Source organism: Prevotella sp. Sow4_E9_plate (assembly GCF_052116205.1).
Taxonomy (GTDB): domain Bacteria; phylum Bacteroidota; class Bacteroidia; order Bacteroidales; family Bacteroidaceae; genus Prevotella.
Genome location: NZ_JBQKLN010000008.1, coordinates 37,748 through 56,011, shown reverse-complemented (window position 1 = coordinate 56,011; position 18,264 = coordinate 37,748). Strand labels below are relative to the sequence as shown.

14 protein-coding genes and 1 tRNA gene are annotated in these 18,264 nt (G+C 39.3%); 5 read left to right on the top strand and 10 right to left on the bottom strand.

Translation table 11 applies throughout. The features are described from left to right. Positions 1 to 174 precede the first annotated feature (174 nt). Genes ACTQ53_RS04875 through ACTQ53_RS04845 form a run of 7 tightly spaced genes read right to left on the bottom strand, consistent with a single transcriptional unit; the run spans position 175 to position 10,695 of the window. Positions 175 to 831 (bottom strand): glycoside hydrolase family 15, encoded by a 657-nt coding sequence (locus tag ACTQ53_RS04875; protein WP_294967656.1) that lies wholly within the window; start codon positions 829 to 831, stop codon positions 175 to 177. 9 nt (positions 832 to 840) lie between these two features. Continuing rightward, positions 841 to 2,994 (bottom strand): AAA family ATPase, encoded by a 2,154-nt coding sequence (locus ACTQ53_RS04870; protein ID WP_294967658.1) that lies wholly within the window; start codon positions 2,992 to 2,994, stop codon positions 841 to 843. After that, entirely contained in the window at positions 2,991 to 3,218 is a 228-nt protein-coding gene (locus ACTQ53_RS04865) for a hypothetical protein (protein WP_151201805.1), read from the bottom strand. Before ACTQ53_RS04865 ends, ACTQ53_RS04870 begins: the two co-directional genes overlap by 4 nt. Before the next feature lie 20 nt (positions 3,219 to 3,238). Continuing rightward, positions 3,239 to 5,464 carry a DEAD/DEAH box helicase family protein gene (locus ACTQ53_RS04860; RefSeq protein ID WP_441932264.1) on the bottom strand — a complete coding sequence of 742 codons (2,226 nt, stop codon included), beginning with the start codon at positions 5,462 to 5,464 and terminating at the stop codon, positions 3,239 to 3,241. A gap of 35 nt (positions 5,465 to 5,499) precedes the next feature. Continuing rightward, the gene (locus ACTQ53_RS04855; RefSeq protein WP_441932262.1) at positions 5,500 to 6,600 is read right to left on the bottom strand and encodes a phosphoadenosine phosphosulfate reductase; all 1,101 of its coding nucleotides are present in this window, start codon (positions 6,598 to 6,600) and stop codon (positions 5,500 to 5,502) included. A gap of 29 nt (positions 6,601 to 6,629) precedes the next feature. Then, positions 6,630 to 9,845, bottom strand: coding sequence for a hypothetical protein (locus ACTQ53_RS04850; RefSeq protein WP_441932261.1), 3,216 nt, complete (start codon positions 9,843 to 9,845; stop codon positions 6,630 to 6,632). Next, positions 9,832 to 10,695, bottom strand: a complete 864-nt coding sequence (locus tag ACTQ53_RS04845; protein ID WP_441932260.1) for a DUF4007 family protein — start codon at positions 10,693 to 10,695, stop codon at positions 9,832 to 9,834. The genes ACTQ53_RS04850 and ACTQ53_RS04845 overlap by 14 nt, the downstream gene beginning before the upstream one ends. 520 nt (positions 10,696 to 11,215) lie before the next feature. Here ACTQ53_RS04845 and ACTQ53_RS04840 point away from each other — a divergent pair. Both ACTQ53_RS04840 and ACTQ53_RS04835 read left to right on the top strand, forming a co-directional pair. Continuing rightward, on the top strand, positions 11,216 to 11,749 hold the full coding sequence (locus ACTQ53_RS04840; RefSeq protein WP_441932259.1) for a hypothetical protein: 534 nt from the start codon (positions 11,216 to 11,218) through the stop codon (positions 11,747 to 11,749). A gap of 418 nt (positions 11,750 to 12,167) precedes the next feature. After that, a complete protein-coding gene (locus tag ACTQ53_RS04835; protein WP_441932258.1) occupies positions 12,168 to 12,623 on the top strand; it encodes a DUF6078 family protein in 456 nt (151 codons plus the stop codon). A 557-nt stretch (positions 12,624 to 13,180) separates the two neighbouring features. Here the strand turns inward: ACTQ53_RS04835 and ACTQ53_RS04830 are convergent. After that, positions 13,181 to 14,491, bottom strand: coding sequence for a S28 family serine protease (locus ACTQ53_RS04830; protein WP_441932302.1), 1,311 nt, complete (start codon positions 14,489 to 14,491; stop codon positions 13,181 to 13,183). A 213-nt stretch (positions 14,492 to 14,704) separates the two neighbouring features. Between ACTQ53_RS04830 and ACTQ53_RS04825 the strand changes: the two genes are divergently transcribed. Next, entirely contained in the window at positions 14,705 to 15,142 is a 438-nt protein-coding gene (locus ACTQ53_RS04825) for a transcriptional repressor (RefSeq protein WP_295347996.1), read from the top strand. A 171-nt stretch (positions 15,143 to 15,313) separates the two neighbouring features. Here ACTQ53_RS04825 and ACTQ53_RS04820 read toward each other — a convergent pair. Then, a tRNA-Lys gene (locus tag ACTQ53_RS04820) sits at positions 15,314 to 15,386 on the bottom strand. Between the two features lie 206 nt (positions 15,387 to 15,592). Between ACTQ53_RS04820 and ACTQ53_RS04815 the strand changes: the two genes are divergently transcribed. Both ACTQ53_RS04815 and ACTQ53_RS04810 read left to right on the top strand, forming a co-directional pair. Next, positions 15,593 to 15,961: a DMT family protein gene (locus ACTQ53_RS04815; protein ID WP_217761017.1), complete on the top strand. Its 369-nt coding sequence runs from the start codon at positions 15,593 to 15,595 to the stop codon at positions 15,959 to 15,961. A gap of 39 nt (positions 15,962 to 16,000) precedes the next feature. After that, the gene (locus ACTQ53_RS04810) at positions 16,001 to 17,284 is read left to right on the top strand and encodes an O-acetylhomoserine aminocarboxypropyltransferase/cysteine synthase family protein (protein WP_294967675.1); all 1,284 of its coding nucleotides are present in this window, start codon (positions 16,001 to 16,003) and stop codon (positions 17,282 to 17,284) included. Positions 17,285 to 17,448: 164 nt separating this feature from the next. Here ACTQ53_RS04810 and ACTQ53_RS04805 read toward each other — a convergent pair whose 3' ends face one another. Further along, a complete protein-coding gene (locus ACTQ53_RS04805; RefSeq protein ID WP_295347993.1) occupies positions 17,449 to 18,252 on the bottom strand; it encodes an MBL fold metallo-hydrolase in 804 nt (267 codons plus the stop codon). Between the last annotated feature and the right edge of the window lie 12 nt (positions 18,253 to 18,264).

The window sequence follows — 18,264 nt, the reverse complement described above, 5'->3', positions numbered from 1 at the left end:
AGCCGAAGAATCCGTGCCAATCAAATCCTGCAGAAGATTATTTGAATTATTCGACATAGATACCGACTGGTTGGATAGGTAGTGTAATTTAAACTATGTCAAGTTTTAAAATACACTACCCTATCCTATACAATTTAGCGCAGCTCTCGATTACAACGCTATTATCAGTATATACTATAACTCATCAGGGGCCTCGTCAGAAGAAACACTAGAAGTTTTCTCTCCACTGTTCGCTTCCCCCAAAGAATCAGCTTCGTCATCAGACATCATGTCGCTACTCCAAGTCATACCTACTTCAGGTTCCTCTGGTAGAAAGGACAGGAATAATTTTAAGAATGCATCATTGTTATAAAAATAATTTGGATTTTCATCTAACAAATCTGCAATCTTCATAAACCCATAATTGGCATATTCCTCCATCGTTACAATCAGCTTGTCTACAACAGAGCGAGGAGTAGCTTTACCTTTATCTACTTCAAGTATATCTATATCTGTTTTAACAACCAAGGCTGCAAACATATACTGAACAATCTCATTATAAGACTTACGATTCTTTCTAGTTTCTTGGTTTCCCCAATACATAATAGGCTGTCCCAAACCTTTAAGTTTCAGCTTATCCTCGGTTAATGGTATACGCTTATCACTGTATAAACCTATGAAAAAGGCAATAATATAAGCCTCATAACCTGCTCCTAGTATTTTAGCCTTATCGGCAGAATACTGAGTCGTACCTTTGCCATAATCACAAAACTGTCTGACTATAGTCTCATCATACTGTATCTCATATTGAGGATTTCTTTTTCCCCACAAAGCAAATATACTTTCTTTCATGATTCACGCTTATTTTATACGTTCAATATTAATACTTATCGTGGAAATATCATTGCTATCAAAATCGTCTACCTTTCTGATACGATATACAGAACACTTCAGATTCTGTAGCTTTTGCTCATTAAGTCGGCTCTTTCCTGTAACAGGATCTCTCTCCAATAAATCTTTAGTAACAATGATACACTGCTTATTGATACTATCAATAATATTATAGAAGAGATCCTCCTTGATTTCTCCAAAAGAAGAAGTAGGAGCATCAAAAATCAACGGATAGTCTTCCTCTCGCTTTCGGGTTGTTATATCAGATATGGCAAACAGGATAGACATATACATTGTTGTACGCAAGGCTCCATTTGGATCCATAATTCGCTCACCATTAGAAACCAAATAGATTCTTGCCTTATCGTCTTCACGAATATCTATCTTAACTTCGCCATGAAAGTCTCCAGAATTCAACTTATCTAGATAAACATTTGCATGCTCTGTCAAATCATCGATAAAATGGCGCAGATTATCCTCACGAGCTCCCTTGAAAGTTTTAAGAATAACAGCCATTACTTTATGAACTTTCTCATAAACCTTTCCCATTCCTGTCTTTGGCTTCAATTCTGAATATTCTTCCTCAAGAGTAGCAAGATCACCTTTATATTTTTCCAGTTCAGCTTTTAACTTAAAGATTTGCTCATCAGCACGTTTCTTTAATTCATAAAATCCTCTGACATTTTTGATATCAGTGTCCATTACAGACTCACTCATGTTTGCTTGAATAAAAAGATTTTTCTTGTCATTTTCAAGCTCATCAATTTGCTCATCTAATTTACGAACCTCTTCTTTTCTTGCAAGCTTAAACTGCATGGTATCACGGATAACCGTCTTCAGCTGAACAATTTCTCGCTCTTTGACACCTCCCAAGCTTGTACTTAATGCCTTCAATTCACTTAGGTAATTGAATGGGAACAAAGGCTTTTCTGCCTCTGTCATTTGTTCATCAATTTTCTGACGAGATTCATGCAGATGCTTAATATAATTTGCAAGCTTATTTTTCAAAAACTCCAATTCAGGACTTCCTTCTGGAGCCTCATGCCCACAAACCTTGCATCGATGATCCTTAATCATCTCTTCCAAGGCATCTTGTCCAGGAATATCCCAATCCAATTCCATCGGTACCTTCTCCATAGCTTTTTTAGCACCAATTAATTGTCCTCTTTCCTCAACATGAGCATCATGCAATCTTCTTCTCTTGCGACTAAAACCACCTATTTTACGCTGATACTCTACAATAATAGGATCAAATGCGCACAAAATCCACAAATCATCCAAAAGAGCATGATTATAATCAATTTTTGATCGATTATATGCAGTTGCTCTATCTTCTTTTAATTTAGCTAAACGATTCTTTATTTCCGTATAGCGAGCACGAAACTCTTCCGTTTTCTCTAAATCTTCCAAACGAACATCAAAATTTTCAGACTCTCTCTGCTGATCCTGTAAATCTTTTTTAGTATCAAAAATCAGTTGCTTAAGACGCTCAGAATTTGCATCAAGTTCGTCCGTTCTTTTCTTTGTTTTCTCATCAGACTTGAGTTCCTTCTTGTAAGCACGATCCGACTTTTCATCCAAAACAGTAACCAAATCAACATACTTGTCAAACTCTCTAATATCAGAGAATTTGGCAACCAATGCCTTCAATGCAGTATCATTTTCAAAAACATTAAGTTCGTTCTCACCTTTGAACAAGCAATATCTTCTCATATCAAAGTCAAAGCACTTGTCTAGAAGCTGTCTACCACCAACACGAGAACGCTCTGCACCTATACACTCATAACCAACAAAACTAAAATCATCTGTTTTTATCACACCATTTATGTTTGTAAAACGAAATGACTTCTCTACTATTTTGTCGCCATCATCATGCTGAAACACAATAGAGACAGAAACTCTATCATGCTCGTCCTCTCCTAATTCACGCTTACGTTTAGCTGAAATATTGGACGTTTTGACGTCCTCCGTACTAGTATTAAACAACCACTCCAATGCTTCAAAGAATGTTGTTTTACCATCTCCATTATCGCCAATAATGAGAGTCAAGCCATCCTTGAATTCAAATTCATTATTGCCATAATAGCTACGGAAATTATTTATAGAAACTTTCTTAATTATCATACATCAATATTATTAATTAAATAATTACTAACTTCATTGTAAACTTGGGTTTCCGTTTTTTTATCACCCATTATAATCATTGCAACAGTTTTTACTATAGCATTATCAGAGCATAAAGCATCCTCTATAGTTTCAAAATCCGTTGGATTATAATCCCCTAATGCAGCAAGACGTTCACTTGCCAATATAGATCTCATGATTCTGTCTTTGTTTGTTTCTTCCATATCAATTCTTTTAAATTTAATCACACATCAAAAATGGATAGACCATAATAATTAATGACATCTTCCAATTCTATTATACTATCACTACTGTTCTCTGACAAAAGAGCAAAGTTTTGGACACGTTTCAATTCGTTTTTCAACAAGTTTTGTTCTGTTTTAAAACTAGCCTGACTTTGATTTATCATCGGTGCTACTACTAAATCATGTATAACAGCAATATGCTTATCAGGATGAGTTCTCAATATACGCCCTCTTCTTTGGATGAATTGACGCGGATTTCCTGTACTAGAACAAAATATTGCCATTTCACTTCGTGGTACATCCACTCCTTCGTCCAAACATTTCATTGAGGTTAATACATCCAACTCTCCATTAGCAAACTGTCGGAGCATTTTGTTTCTGTCTTTTGAGGAAGCTGTAAATTCCCTTACCGTCACACGCTCAGAAATCTCAGAAATAATTTTAGTATATCTATCGATGAGATGTTCTGAGTCTTGTTCTACAATATTATCATTATTTACATGCTCATATTGCTCGTATTCAGGCTCGCCTCCTTCTGGAACATAAACCAACGTATACTTTAAATTATCCTTTTCTTGATAACGTTGACGAATAATTTGTTCAAAGGCTTTTTTCTTATTGGAAGCCTTATGAATAATACGTTTTCTCTTCAACAGCAAAGCAGTCAATATTGGATCATTTTTAAAGCTATCACCTTCTATCGTAAGATACTTTGCTATTTTTTCTGAAAGACTGCTATAAGCCATCATCTCCTCATCTGTCAATTCTACAAGATGAGGATAATAATAGTACCTACACAACACACCATTTTTAATGGCTTCTTCCATTGTATACTCAAAAGTATAATGTTCATGACCAACTCTAAAAAACTCTTCTATTATACGGTTTCCCTCAAAATCAAACTGTCGAGATGGAGTAGCAGACAATCCTATTCGCCTTAAAATATTAACATATGGCAATTTTTCCCTTAGCTGATTAGATCCCATATTATGAGCCTCATCCGCAATCAATAAAACTTGTTTTTTAGGAAGATTATTAAGCAAATCAAACATCTCTTTACGAACAAAAGAAGCATATGTAGAAATGATAATATAATTATTTTCATCAGCCTCATTTGCTAATTTTTCCATCATTGATATTTTGCTGACTTCAGCATACCAGTCCTTGTTTTTTGAACTTGCCAGTATAATGTGTTGAAAATGAAATTTCAAACATTCTTTTTTCCATTGTTCCACTAGCGTTATAGTCGGTACTAATATAATTGCCTTATAATACCCATTCCGCTTATAGATTTCTAACAAACAATTTAAGGATGTTATTGTTTTACCTGTACCAGTTGCCATAGCAAACAAGCCTTTTTGTTTGTTATTTTTCCAATTTTCAAATGCTTGAACTTGATATTCACGAGGTTTATCATATGGAAAATGCGGAGTTATTTTTACAATATGTGGATTCTCGCTAGCAATATAAACCTCTATAGCCTGCTCTACAACTCTTTGCATTCTTATCTTTGCTAAATCCTTTTCGGCTTCTAACAGTTCATCTATATCTGTATTTCTATAACAAGAAGCCACAGCTACAGACAACTGGTCTGGAGATAAATACTCAACATTCTTATGGTCATAATCCATAATAGCCTGAAAAGAATTGCGTTGAGATACAATTCTATTTTGAGTCATCAAATCCAAAGAATCACTTCTATCAATTTTTATTTCTTCGACATTATTAAAAAGTCCATTAATAGTAAAGTTAGCAGACCCTGTAAAAGAAGTTATGCTATCTCCATCACGAAACTGCCCCGACTTTGTATGTGCTATACCTACATTATTTTTAGGTTTAATGATTCGTATCTGTATTCTTTTTTCAGAAATCAGGTAAGCCAAACACTTAAAGAATTGCTCTTGATATTCATCAAAAGTCTTACGCAATTCTTCAAAATTAGTCAAGTCCATACAATCTATTATGCCACCTATTGTACCATTGACAATCGCTTCCTTATCTTTTTCCGATACAATCTGGTTGATGATAAGACGCATAACTCCGCCTTTTGCAATAAACGTAGCAAAGCCTTCTGCCAATACACTAATAGTGGCAGAACTGAAATAGCCCAGTTGCAGATCGAAACTGCAACTGTTCTTCAATCCATCATTAAAAAACCTTTCTGGAGAAAATTCTTCTCCAGGTATATAGGTTCCATCCTTAGCCCATTCTACATCTTTCAACATAGACGTCCCTCCGATTATATTCTAGTTATAAAGTCTTAAATAAAACAGTTGGCACAAACATATTCATCACCGAAGAGTTCGGCAAGACTAGTGCCTTTATTCTTATTTTTGTTTGTTTCCTGTCGCTTGATGATATCCAGTTTCACCTGGCGAATACGCTCTGGTTTTATCAAGTCTGCCAGACTCTCATTCTGAATCCAGGTATAACCATCCTTCTCAAACGACATTGCTTTTTTGTATAAGTCAGGATGCTGCTCATAGAGCCAAATCCATTCTATTTTCTGCTGGAAGAAACAGAAATAGCATCCGCTTCGGCTTCTACAATAGGTTCCCGTCTTACCATCCACCTCGAAAGGAATTTCCTCATAATAAGATGGTACTCCTACTCCACTATCCCTCAGCAGTCTGAAGATATCTTCCTTTACAAGCACCTCGTCGTTATCTATCAAAGGGAATGAATCCAGATGACCAACAGGATAATCCGTAGTCTTCAAATATTCAAAGACGGCATGGTTAAACATCTTCACGTCTATATCCAACAATGCATTCAGCTTTTTGGAATAGTAGAATTGCTTGGTAATCGGTTTCTTCAACACATCTATCAAGTCTTCCTTCATCAATCCCTCAGGGCATAACTTATTGTAGATGTCAATAATCTGCTCCTGGTTTTCTTTGTGCAAAAACTTATTGATGACATCCACGCTCCAGATATTTCTTCTAAAAGGGAAGACAGACTGAATATTAGGTTTAGAAGACACATAACCGTCACGGTCTTCATCACCTCGAATACCAACATATGATACTGCATAGTCATCACCAACATATCTTTCAAACTCATCAAGTTTCATCTTCTTGGTACACCATCGAGCTTGTGGCGAAGGCAAGAATCCACCTGTAGCCTTCAGAAAATGCTCAAAGGGCGTAGGCTCAGGACTGTCTTCAGCAGCCCTAAGTCTTTTGATGTTTCCCAGATAAGCGCTCAATCTATCAATCAGCAATTCCGTCTCAGCCAATTCACAGCCTGTATCAGAATTATAATACTCAATCTTTAAGTTTGGGTATTTCTGCTTGAGATAGATGGCCAAAGCCGCACTATCCTTTCCGCCAGATATTCCTAAAATATTTCTTACTTTCATTTTGCTCTATTCATTTTACGGAAGAGGCTTTAACCCAACTTCTTATTCAATATTTTCAACAATGTACATACCGATACATTGTCATTTCCAATGCCATCAAGTAGCTTGTCGATGCTCTTTTCCAATTCCTCAGCCTTCTGCATCTCGCTTTCTGGCAATCTGAAAGTCTGAGAATGGATACTGCTGCCCTTCGTTGAAACCAAATCCAACGAATAAATCTCATCTGATTCATCCTCTGCCACCTTGGATATGTCAGAATATTTCTCACATTCATGGAAGAGCATAAGCAAACTGTCAATCAGTTTTTCTTCTTGATCGTCGCGCAATCGCTCTAATGGTTGCTCCAATGCCGTATAGCAAATAGACTGATACCACTCATTACGATTATCAAACTCAGCCATCACATGCTGATAGAATTCCTTTAGTCTATCTGTCAGGAGATATGCCTTAACATGAGCCAAACGCTTTCTGATCTCTACCACATATTCAGAATAATCGTATGACTCGATGCCCAATGTTTCCAACAAGCGACCTTCCACACGGTCTATCATATCAGAATAGCAAGAACGAAGTTCCTTGACTGCCCGATTAATGACATAACAGAACTCTTGTACTTTATCAGGATTCTGCAAAGCTTCCTTGTCGTAGCCCAGAGCCTCAGGCAAATCCTCAAAGAATGTCTTCTCCGGGTCCTTTGCCCTAGCCAGAGTATCACGGAATCTTACCGTCTGCTCATGGTTGAACTTACGGGTATGCTTGGCATAATCATTCAATCTCTTGTTATAGAAGAAAAAGAATGGCTTGATGGTTTCAATGAAATCATCGCTCTTGATACTTCCCATGGCTTCTACATTCAGGAACTTGCGGTACTGATTGAATATCTGCACCTTCACACCTGTCACGTCGAATGCCTTGACCAGATATTCTCCCGGATGCTTCTGCAATAACTCGAAGAACTCCATGTTGATATTTGGGATATATGCTCCATTGGTTCCATACAGAGAGAAATCCTGCTTCTTTATATATAAATAGGTGGGAATCCAGAAATCCAGGAATCCCTGCTTCAACTTATATGGTTTTGCTGACAACTTCTTAATCAGCTCAGAAATCTTACGAGGTTTGAAAGTCGTAGATTTCAGGAATTCCTCACATGCATCCCACAAAGGCATGATTCCTTCATTGGATGGCACATCAGCAAACTCTCCATTCACATGAAGTCCCGTACTCTTCAAGAGAGAATAATAGATGGTTTTCTCCGGTGGGAACTTGTCGCCAGGGAATCCTAAGTCCTGTTCATTGCTCTGGTTCAGCAATGCAGCCAGGTACTTACCTTTCGCACTAGAGATTGAACCACTCAACTTATGCTTGTTGAACAATTCATTGTTCATCACAGGAGTCTGAGAATAAATCTCATCGCATACCACTGACAGCAACTGGTTGAAGTCTCTTAAGGAGCAAACCTCTCTTTCCTCTCCCATGAAAATCCAAGTAACATCTCCATTATATGCAAACAAGCTATCACTGATAGATTTATTGAGAACCACTTTCTCATACTCCATCAGATTATTGATTTCGTTGATTGCAACCTTATCAGATTTATCTACCAACACCTTGCTCAATATATATTTGTACTTTTCTATCAGATAGAGGTGAGACACCAACTCGTCTGTATTTCTGAAACAAACAAAGATGATGGCATTCTCACTCTTTTCACTCAGCTCGCAAATCTCCTCCAACACTTTCTTACGGGAAGAGAAGATCAACTGAATATATCCATCAGTATCGCCAGTAGGAGTCTTGTCCACTCCTTCACCCAGCACTTCATACTCAAAGTATCTTGGAGTACCTTTCTGGAAATAGCAAGCCTTGACAGGAGCCACCTTCTTGAAACAATAGTTTCTGATATCATCCACAAAGTTTACAGGACGGCTAACCACCAAACCAGCCTTGCGGATTTCATCTTCTATATTGATATCTGTGCCATCAAAAAGAATGTAGCGGAACTTATAGCTGGCATATCGGATAATCTTGAATTGCTCCAACTTCTTTAAAAGCCCCGTTGGGTTTTCTATATTCAAAGCAGTCTTGGCATACAGAGCAGTATCTTCACGGTTCATCTTAAATGAAGCATTGCCGAAAAGATTCTGTAACCCGATGGCTTTCACCAGCTTGATGGCATCTACAAGGTCTGTCTTGGTTTCCCATAGTTGACCTTCCACTCTCTCGATGGCAACCTGCATTGAACTCCATTGCATGGAGTCGGCATTCGCCTCCTTCAGGTAAGAGTAGAAATTATAGTAGATATAATCATAGCAGCACTGAAGCTGATATATCTTTCCCTCATATTCAGACAAAGAGTTACGTCCCCTTGCATTCAAGAAAGAGAACAAAGAACGCTCATTCTGTCCATATCTCTGAATGGCCTGTGTAATGACGTATGCAGCAAATGGTTCCAGCGGAGCCAATGCCTGTGCAGTTGCTTCTGAAAAGTTTTGAGAAACAAAGCCAGTTTTCTTTGCCAACGAAGCCAGTGAATCAATCAAAGAATCATCATTTTGCATGGTTCTACTGGCATCAATCTGCGTAGAAGCCAGATAGAGAAGTTGCTCTATCGGTTCTACGAATACCAACTCCTGGAAACGCCCCTTTACTTTCGTCCACTCTTCTTTCTGTACTTCATTCAACTTACGGGAGTAGGCGTTGAAATTCTGATGAAGCGTAGTCAGAAGAAGGATATTTCTGGATGGCACATTCACGAACTCAGCCAATTTCTGCATGAAGTAAAGTTCACGCTCCGGATTATTCTTGGCAGCATGCTCCAGCACCTTGCCAAACTCATCAATGAAGATAACCAGGAATTTTCCCTGGCTCTTCAGTTTGTTATATTTGGTTTTGAGTTCATCCAGAATGCTATCAGCAGTGCCATCAACAGAGAGTTTTTGACTCAACAAGACAGACAGTTCCTTATAGTCGCCAACAATTTTAAGAACTTCAAACTTCTTCTCTGAAAGTTCAGAAGGATTCAACAAATCATATTGCTTACCTCCCATCAAGTCTCTTTCCAAAGCCAATAAGAAACTTGACTTACCTGTTCCATAAGAGCCAATGATGGTATAAGAATGAACTCCCGATCGAAATCCATTCGCAATACCCTCTGCCACTTGGCGAGCATTAGGAGTTACGATATATTTGGCCTCACTAGCAAAGCCTTCCTCTATGTTTGCTGATAAACTAAACTGTCGCATTCTTATAATACTTATCTAAAACATCAATGTCCTTCAAAGAAGAACCTTCCTTAAACAATAACTGACGGATACCTGCATTATCACTATACTGTACATACTCTGAATAATGCTCACCTATAGAATGGGCCATATCTATGACCTCTGCATCTGTCATGCAGAACATTAAGCCTATTTCCTGCAATGTATCATATGATACAGACTTATCTTTACCTTTTTCCTGAAGAATGGCATATAAGAAAATCTCCATCGGAACCCTGCGCTTACCTTCGATATTGAAGGCGAACGTCTTACCATTATCTTCAGTTCTTATCAGATCCAAATCAATCAAAAGAGAAGAATAATCCTCAAACGACTTGGCTTTATAAGGCTGGGCATAGTTCTGCAACAGTACACCCACATCTTTCTTGGTGGTATTCACATTAAAGATTTTGTCCTTTCCATCCTCTATCATCAGTCTTTTCACGAAGTTTACCAATTGCTCCCTTTCAAAGACCTTGCGTTCTTTTTGGAATTGCACAAAAGTAATATGATAAAGCGTTGCTTCTTTCAAACTGACCAGAAGGTAGTGAAGCAACCACAAAGTTCCCAAACTTTCAATGTACTTATCTACGCCTTCTGATTCATCGAATAAATAAACTGCTATTCTGCTTGGCTTATCCTGATTGGAAATACCAAACACCTTGAGCCAATATCGGATAGAAGAAACCATGTTTTTTCCCACTCCCAAAGCTATTACAGCATCAGAAGCATTGAAGTTTCCTCCATCTATCATAAAGTTATATCCCTTGGTGAGCCATAAGGTTTTGCAAGGAAAAGATTCATGTCCAGAGAGTGTATATTTGTTGTACATCTATCTTCTTCAAAGCGATAGAATCCCGGTATCGTGAGTTGTGTTAGTATTCTGTTAGGCCTCTATAAAACGGAAACGTGGGATTCTCCTTGCCCATCCCACCACTCGAAGGCCTTCGCATTGCCCTAGTTGAAAGAGACGGACAATGCAGAAAGCCCACGTTATGGTATATGATGATTCCATGTACGAACATATAGTCATACACGATACCAAAACATACAGTTATGGTATGTATACGACAGTTCGCAGCAGGATACTATACACCCACCGTGAACATTCACCATTGTCACATCTACGTCCAACTAAAGGTAAAGTTGCGAAGTTTACGAGTAGTCGCAGACGAACGTTAGTAAACGCTCTATTTCATAAAAGTCACACCCACCCGCTCAGCCCTACGGGCTTTCTGCGGTAGAATGCAATTGCAAAAATAACAATAATTTCCGAAAAACGTGCGCTTATCTCGAATTATTTTTGTATATTTGCAGAAAAAGTTATCAAACCCATAAAAATATAGCAGATTATGACTACATATCTCAGATTCTTTGACTACGATGAAGCCTTCACTTACTATTGCGAGCTCATCGATAAGATGCTACAATGTACTAACAAGAATAATCATACACGCATCATCGCCAAACCAACACTTATCCTATCCATCATAGAGCTGATGGAAAACGGAAAAACGGTCAACCATTTCACTTATGAAGAGATTGCACCTATATACCAAGGCATTTTCGGGAAGTTTTTCTTAAAAGCTCATCAAGAGAACCTTACCCCCTTACATTATCCGTATTATTTCTTGAAATCAGATAAGTTCTGGCATTTAGTCTGGACAAATGCTGAAGTAAAAACGGAATCTCCTTCAAAAGCGTGGCTAGATAGAAATACCCAATATGCCTACATTGATCAAGAGCTTTGGATACTACTCTCTCATCCTACTTATCGAGATAGACTAAAGGACTATATCATAAAGGAAAAAGTTCTAAAAGTATTCAAAGAAGAGAAAGACAAGGGCATATTCAAAACTTTGGTGCAACTACTAATGATAATATAAAACCAAAAGAATCCTGTCAACAAGGCGATAAATGGCAACATCAAACATGCTCGCGCAAAAAAGTTTTTCTCGAAAAAAGTCTCATAGTATCATTTTTCGACCCAAATATAGGATTATATCATTAATATTCAATACTTTAGCAAAATGAGACTTCTCTAAAAAATGGAGGGAGAAGTATCATCGAAGTATCATAAATCAAGGAGAAGTATCATCAAAATCGGGCTTGGTGCTAGAAAAATATGCCGAAATGTGTTTAAAATAAGCATGAAAAAAGATAAAATACTCATGCTCATGGGAAAAAGATAAAATACTTATGCTCATGGGAAATAGAAAAAAGACAAAACACTCATGCTCAAGGCAATAAATACACTTTTTCTGCGTTAAGAGAGAAAGTTATTTATTTAAATACTTACGAAACATGGATGAAAAGGAATTATTGAAAAAGGCTTTTAAGTACGGAAACGTACCTAGCAACATCACCTATTGCTTCACCGAACCATGTCCGATGAAAGACAAATGCATACACTATCTCTCTGCACTCTACAAAAACGAGGAGACTGATAGAGGAGACGCCATCTTCCCTGATGCTCTCAAAAACGGGAAATGCAAGTACTTCGCACCACTCCGTGTCGTGAAAATGGCATGGGGATTCGACAAACTCTTTGCTGAAATGAAAGTAAAAGATGCTCCTTCCTTGCGCGCTGAAATGAGAGACTACCTCGGCAGCAAAGGACAATACTATCGATACAAACTGGGACAACTCAAACTCTTGCCGGAACAGCAGAAATATATCAAGCAACTCTTCGCTCGATACGGATATAAGGATGTTGAGTTCGAGCACTTCTCTGATGAGATTGACTTCACTAAAATCTAACCTTTCTAGAAGTGTCTAGTATTTCAGTTTTATAAAACTGATAGTGTCTACTTTTCCAGTTTATAAAGTATGTCAATACAAACTAGGAATAAGGTAAAAAACTGACAAGTAGGACTAGGAATAATGACCATAAGGAGGTCTGTCACAGCCCGTCAAGCGGTCTATCTGTGCCCATCAGACGGGCACTCAGGGACCAAGTGGTGGGCATCGAGAGAACAAGTAACGGGCACTGATTGCCCGTACCGCGGGCATCTAGTGCCCAAATTGAGAGCCTAAATTTGGGCACTCAATGCCGGTGAGTTGATTGATTGTTATTTTGATTTTAAACATTAAAAACGAATAAAAAAAGAATAAAAAAAGAATAAAAAACGAAGTACCTTGTAAAGAAAAAGTAAAAATCATGATACTTCTATGATACTTTAATGATACTTCTCGGCTCTAAAACCGAGAAGTATCATTTTGTTATCTTTCTATCCATCAAGCCTTTAAGTCAATATTTTCAACAGAAAATGAGACTATGAGACTTTTTTCGAGAAAAAAACTTTTTCGCGTAAGACTTATTCCTTTAACCATCCACTAATCAAGTTGATGATTTCCTGTCTTGTTGGCTCAGGGAATGAAAGGATGCGAGCCTTGTGCGAACCACCAGGACACATATATACATGCAGGTTCTTCTTGTTCTTGGTGAACGGCAAACCATAGATACCGGATGCTCCCCATGGGTCAATGTCACCATAGATATATACCATCTTCGGATCGTTCTTGGTCAGGAAGTCGACAGTATGATTGTAAAGCGCTGGCGAGAACTTCACATTCTCAGCACCCTTTGGTACCATCAATCGCTTCAGATATCCCTTAGCCGTCTTGATGCTGAGATATTTCTTGAACGGTTTGGTATAATAGCCATAATATCCCAACTCTCTTGCAGCCTGCACGTCAAACGAAGCGGTAGCATTATAATTGGTGAAATAGCTTGGCTCACACATATTGATCCAGTAATCAAACACTTTTTTGTCATCCGTATCACTTGCAGGAATCTGATTGATATCCTCGCCCCACTGCCAGAAAGCAAAAGCATATTCAAATACCGAGAAGTCGAAAATTTCTGGCAATGGAGCATTAAAGACATACTTCTTCTCATTGCAATACTTCTCGAACATTGGCAACAAGGCTGCCTTGCGCTTAAAGAGAAGCAACTGGAAATTGAGCACCTTCAGTCTGTTCTCCTTTGTGGATACCTGATACTGCAGGAACTTTTCATGTCTGCCATCCTCTACACCCTTATTGAGCGGTGCTACGTATGGTACTGAGATATCTACATCATCAGGAAAATAAGAACGATAAAACATTGTTGTCTGTCCACCCTTGCTGATACCGGTAGCAATCCACTTGCCCTTATACATCGCATGCAAAGTTTTGTTCACATGATGCAGGTCATAAAGCGAATTTTCTACGGTAAGGTAATCCCAGTTACAAGGATTAGGCATCGACTTATCGAAATAGCGATACTCCACGGTGATGATATTGGTATCGAAGAGTTTGGAAAGTTCCTCGATATATCCCTCATGCAAGGCATAGTTGGCATCATATCCTTCTGTCACGAGAACGGTAGGACGGTCGAATCCACGATGGCACAGAACCACTCTCTGATCAAAGCTACCCTTGGAAGCATCCTTGCCATCCAATTGCTGCTTGATGAAGAACACATATTTCTCCGGGAAATGTGTACTCTTCAGTGTTTCCACATCACTTACTCCTGGCAAAGCTGCCAATCGCTTACCAGCCTCTCCTAATTCTGCCGCCAATATCTGCAAAGGCAGAATCAACAAAAGCAGCATTAGTCCGAAGGCAGACTTCACGCTGCTCATTCGGTTTCTAAAAGTTTTCTGATTCATTATTATCTCTTTTATAAATTCTTATTCTGCGTTTTGAAGTGCAAAGGTACTTCAAAAAATAGAGAATAGAGAACATAAATAAGAAAAAAGCAAATATTTATAATAAAAAAGCGCAAATATCTTATTATATTTCGTATCTTTGCACCTAGATAGATAAAATAATAACAAATACATATATATAATAAGGTGGAAACAGAAGATATTATCCAAAAATTGGAGGCAAAGGGTATTAAACCGACAGCCAACCGTATACTCGTGATGAAAGCTTTGAAGAGCGACTCTCATCCCCAGAGCCTCAGCATGCTGGAACGAAAGATGGTGACGATGGACAAGTCGAGCATCTTCCGTGTGCTTACGCTTTTTCTGGAGCATGACGTGGTTCATGCTTTTGAGGACGGACGAGGTATCCTGAATTATGAGATATGCGAAGAGGACGGCGCATGTGATCATCACGATGGTCATATTCATTTTTATTGTGAATCCTGCCAGCGTTCTTTCTGTATGGAAGACATTCATATTCCGAGTTTCCAGTTGCCCGAAGGTTTCTTCCCCCACTCTGTTTCTTTCGTCATCAAGGGGGAATGCCCTGAATGTAGGAAGAAAGGCTGTGGCAGAAGCATCTAGACTAGAGTATAGTTCATAGTATAGATAAGGCACGGATTACACGGATTTATAGCGCTCATGTAAATAAAGCGCATTTATAGTCTCATAGAAAAATCCGTGTAATCCGTGCCTAAAAACAGAAAGCAAAAAAAAAACTCCGAAGAACAAAAGTTCCTCGGAGTTTTCTGTTTGTACACCCTTAGGGATTCGAACCCTAGACCCACTGATTAAGAGTCAGTTGCTCTACCAACTGAGCTAAGGGTGCATCCATTTCGTAAAAGCGAGTGCAAAGGTACTACTATTTTTTGAAACTACCAAATTTTTTCTCAATTATTTTCACTTATTATGCAAAAAAGTGGTAAAAAGCACTCAAAACAGACTTTTTTTCATCTAAAACACGATGTTTTCGGACAAATCCTTCGTATTTTCGATGTTTTGTAGTACCTTTGCACACATTAAACAATTATTGTTATGAATGGTATATATACTATATTATTATTGGTACTGAGCAATATTTTCATGACATTGGCTTGGTACGGGCATCTCAAACTTCAGCAGACAGGGGTGAGCAGCAACTGGCCTCTGATAGGAGTCATCGCCTTCAGTTGGGCCATAGCCTTCTTTGAATATTGCTGTCAGGTACCAGCCAACCGCATCGGATTCATAGACAATGGCGGTCCTTTCAATCTGGTACAGCTGAAAGTGATACAAGAATGCGTATCGCTTATCGTCTTTGCCATCATTGCCAACATCCTCTTCCAGGGACAGGGATTGCATTGGAATCACCTGGCTGCATTCATCTGCCTGATAGCGGCAGTATATTTCGTATTTATGAAATAAACATATAATACAATAACAACATAAAAAACATAACCGACAATGGAAAAGAAATTGCGTGTTGCTTCCCTCTGCGTACAGGGAGGCTATGAACCAAAGAACGGCGAGCCGATTGAGGTGCCAATCTATCAGAGTACGACATTTAAATATGACAATTCTGAGGAGATGGCGATGCTCTTCGATTTGAAGAAAGAGGGATATTTCTATACCCGACTCCAGAACCCAACTAATGATGTTGTGGCCAAGAAGATTGCTCAGCTTGAGGGTGGCGTGGGCGCAGTGTTGACTTCCAGCGGTCAGGCTGCCAACTTCTACGCTGTGTTCAACATCTGCGAGGCAGGCGACCACATCGTCACCTCTAACGAGATTTACGGTGGCACCTTCAATCTCTTCGGTGTAACCTTGAAGAAACTCGGTATCGAGTGCACCTTCGTAAATCCTAACGACAGCGAGGAGGAAATCCAGAAGGCTTTCCGTCCAAATACCAAGGTAGTTTTTGGTGAAACCATCAGCAATCCTGGCTGTGCAGTACTCGATATCGAGAAGTTTGCACGCATCGCTCATAAGAACGGTGTACCTCTCATCGTAGACAACACCTTCGCCACACCTATCAACTGTCGTCCATTTGAATGGGGAGCCGACATCGTTACCCACTCTACCACTAAATATATGGATGGTACAGCCTCTCAGGTAGGTGGCGTTGTTGTGGATAGCGGCAACTTCGACTGGATGGCGAATGCCGAGAAGTTCCCTGGCCTCTGCACTCCGGACGAAAGTTACCACGGATTGACCTACGTAAAGGCATTCGGCAAGATGGGATATACAACCAAACTGGTGGCTCAGCTGATGCGTGACCTGGGTTCTATCCCTGCACCAATGAATTCGTTCATCCTGAACTTAGGTCTTCAGAGTCTCCATCTCCGTATGCGTCAGCATTGCGAGAATGCACAGAAGGTAGCAGAATTCCTGCAGAACGATGAGCGTGTGGCTTGGGTTCACTATAGCGGACTGAAGGGCGATGAATATTATAATCTTGCCCAGAAGTACATGCCAAACGGCACCTGCGGTGTTATCGCATTCGGTTTGAAGGGTGACCGCGAAACAGCAATCAAGTTCATGGATTCGCTCGATATGATTAATATCGTGACTCATGTGGCTGATGCCCGTACTTGCGTGCTCCATCCAGCCAGCCATACCCACCGTCAGCTTTCAGACGAGCAGTTGAAGGAGGCAGGTGTTGCCCCAGATTTGATTCGTTTGTCAGTAGGTATCGAGGATGTCGAAGATATTCTGGATGATATCAAGCAGGCATTGGATAAAATTTAGAAGAAGAGGGTGGCATAAACTTCTCAGGATATAGATAAGGCACGGATTACACGGATTTATGGTGCCAATATAAGTTAAGCGATTATCATCTCTCATAAAAAATCCGTGTAATCCGTGCCTAAAAACTGCAAAGGAAAGACTTTATGCCACACCTTCCTTTTTATTTACTCCAGTTTATAAATCTCACTAGGCGTCTTCCGCTTCAGCACTTCTAGTTCGAAGTCCTTTCCTGCAACTATTCCTTTGCTTCGCAGAATCTGCTCCACGGTCTTTCTCGCCAGTTCGGGATGATTGTTCTCCTCACTGAGATGGCAGAGCCAGACATGGCGAAGGTTTGGTGTGGCATAATCGGCCAATGCATTGGCACAGTCATCATTGCTGAGATGACCGTTAGGTCCAAGAATTCGATCCTTCAGATACTGAGGATAAGGTCCCTGCTGAAGCATCTCTACACTATGGTTGGCCTCTATCACCAGATAGTTGGAACGACTGATAAAATCGTGCATCTCCTCGGTGATATGCCCCACATCAGTAATGAGACAGAAGGTTACGCCTCCACACTCTACAAAATAGCCCACATTATCAGTACTGTCATGAGGCACCCCAAAAGGAGTCACCTTAAATTCCCCCACATAGAAAGGTACATTTTTCTCGATGACATGCACATGATTGGGCGCAATTTTCTTTCGGACGCAATAATTGCGCTCGATACCTACATGAACTTTACGGGTTGTATATACTGGTAGTTTATAATCAGTACTCAAGCTGCCCACCGACTTTACATGGTCGGCGTGGTCATGAGTGATGAGGATGTGATGTACATCCTCGAAGCGTAATCCATAGTTATGGAAGTGCTTCTTCAGTGTTCTGATTCCTACTCCAACGTCTATCAATATCGAATCCGTATCAGTGTAAAGATAGTAGCTATTGCCACTACTTCCACTGCCAAAGGATATAAATCTTAGCATTTTAATTGTTAT

Excerpts from the sequence above, each read along its gene's own strand:
- ACTQ53_RS04875 (WP_294967656.1), bottom strand. The coding sequence starts at position 831 with ATGAAAGAAAGTATATTTGCTTTGTGGGGAAAAAGAAATCCTCAATAT.
- ACTQ53_RS04870 (WP_294967658.1), bottom strand. The coding sequence starts at position 2,994 with ATGATAATTAAGAAAGTTTCTATAAATAATTTCCGTAGCTATTATGGC.
- ACTQ53_RS04865 (WP_151201805.1), bottom strand. The coding sequence starts at position 3,218 with ATGGAAGAAACAAACAAAGACAGAATCATGAGATCTATATTGGCAAGT.
- ACTQ53_RS04860 (WP_441932264.1), bottom strand. The coding sequence starts at position 5,464 with ATGTTGAAAGATGTAGAATGGGCTAAGGATGGAACCTATATACCTGGA.
- ACTQ53_RS04855 (WP_441932262.1), bottom strand. The coding sequence starts at position 6,600 with ATGAAAGTAAGAAATATTTTAGGAATATCTGGCGGAAAGGATAGTGCG.
- ACTQ53_RS04850 (WP_441932261.1), bottom strand. The coding sequence starts at position 9,845 with ATGCGACAGTTTAGTTTATCAGCAAACATAGAGGAAGGCTTTGCTAGT.
- ACTQ53_RS04845 (WP_441932260.1), bottom strand. The coding sequence starts at position 10,695 with ATGTACAACAAATATACACTCTCTGGACATGAATCTTTTCCTTGCAAA.
- ACTQ53_RS04840 (WP_441932259.1), top strand. The coding sequence starts at position 11,216 with ATGACTACATATCTCAGATTCTTTGACTACGATGAAGCCTTCACTTAC.
- ACTQ53_RS04835 (WP_441932258.1), top strand. The coding sequence starts at position 12,168 with ATGGATGAAAAGGAATTATTGAAAAAGGCTTTTAAGTACGGAAACGTA.
- ACTQ53_RS04830 (WP_441932302.1), bottom strand. The coding sequence starts at position 14,491 with ATGAGCAGCGTGAAGTCTGCCTTCGGACTAATGCTGCTTTTGTTGATT.
- ACTQ53_RS04815 (WP_217761017.1), top strand. The coding sequence starts at position 15,593 with ATGAATGGTATATATACTATATTATTATTGGTACTGAGCAATATTTTC.
- ACTQ53_RS04810 (WP_294967675.1), top strand. The coding sequence starts at position 16,001 with ATGGAAAAGAAATTGCGTGTTGCTTCCCTCTGCGTACAGGGAGGCTAT.
- ACTQ53_RS04805 (WP_295347993.1), bottom strand. The coding sequence starts at position 18,252 with ATGCTAAGATTTATATCCTTTGGCAGTGGAAGTAGTGGCAATAGCTAC.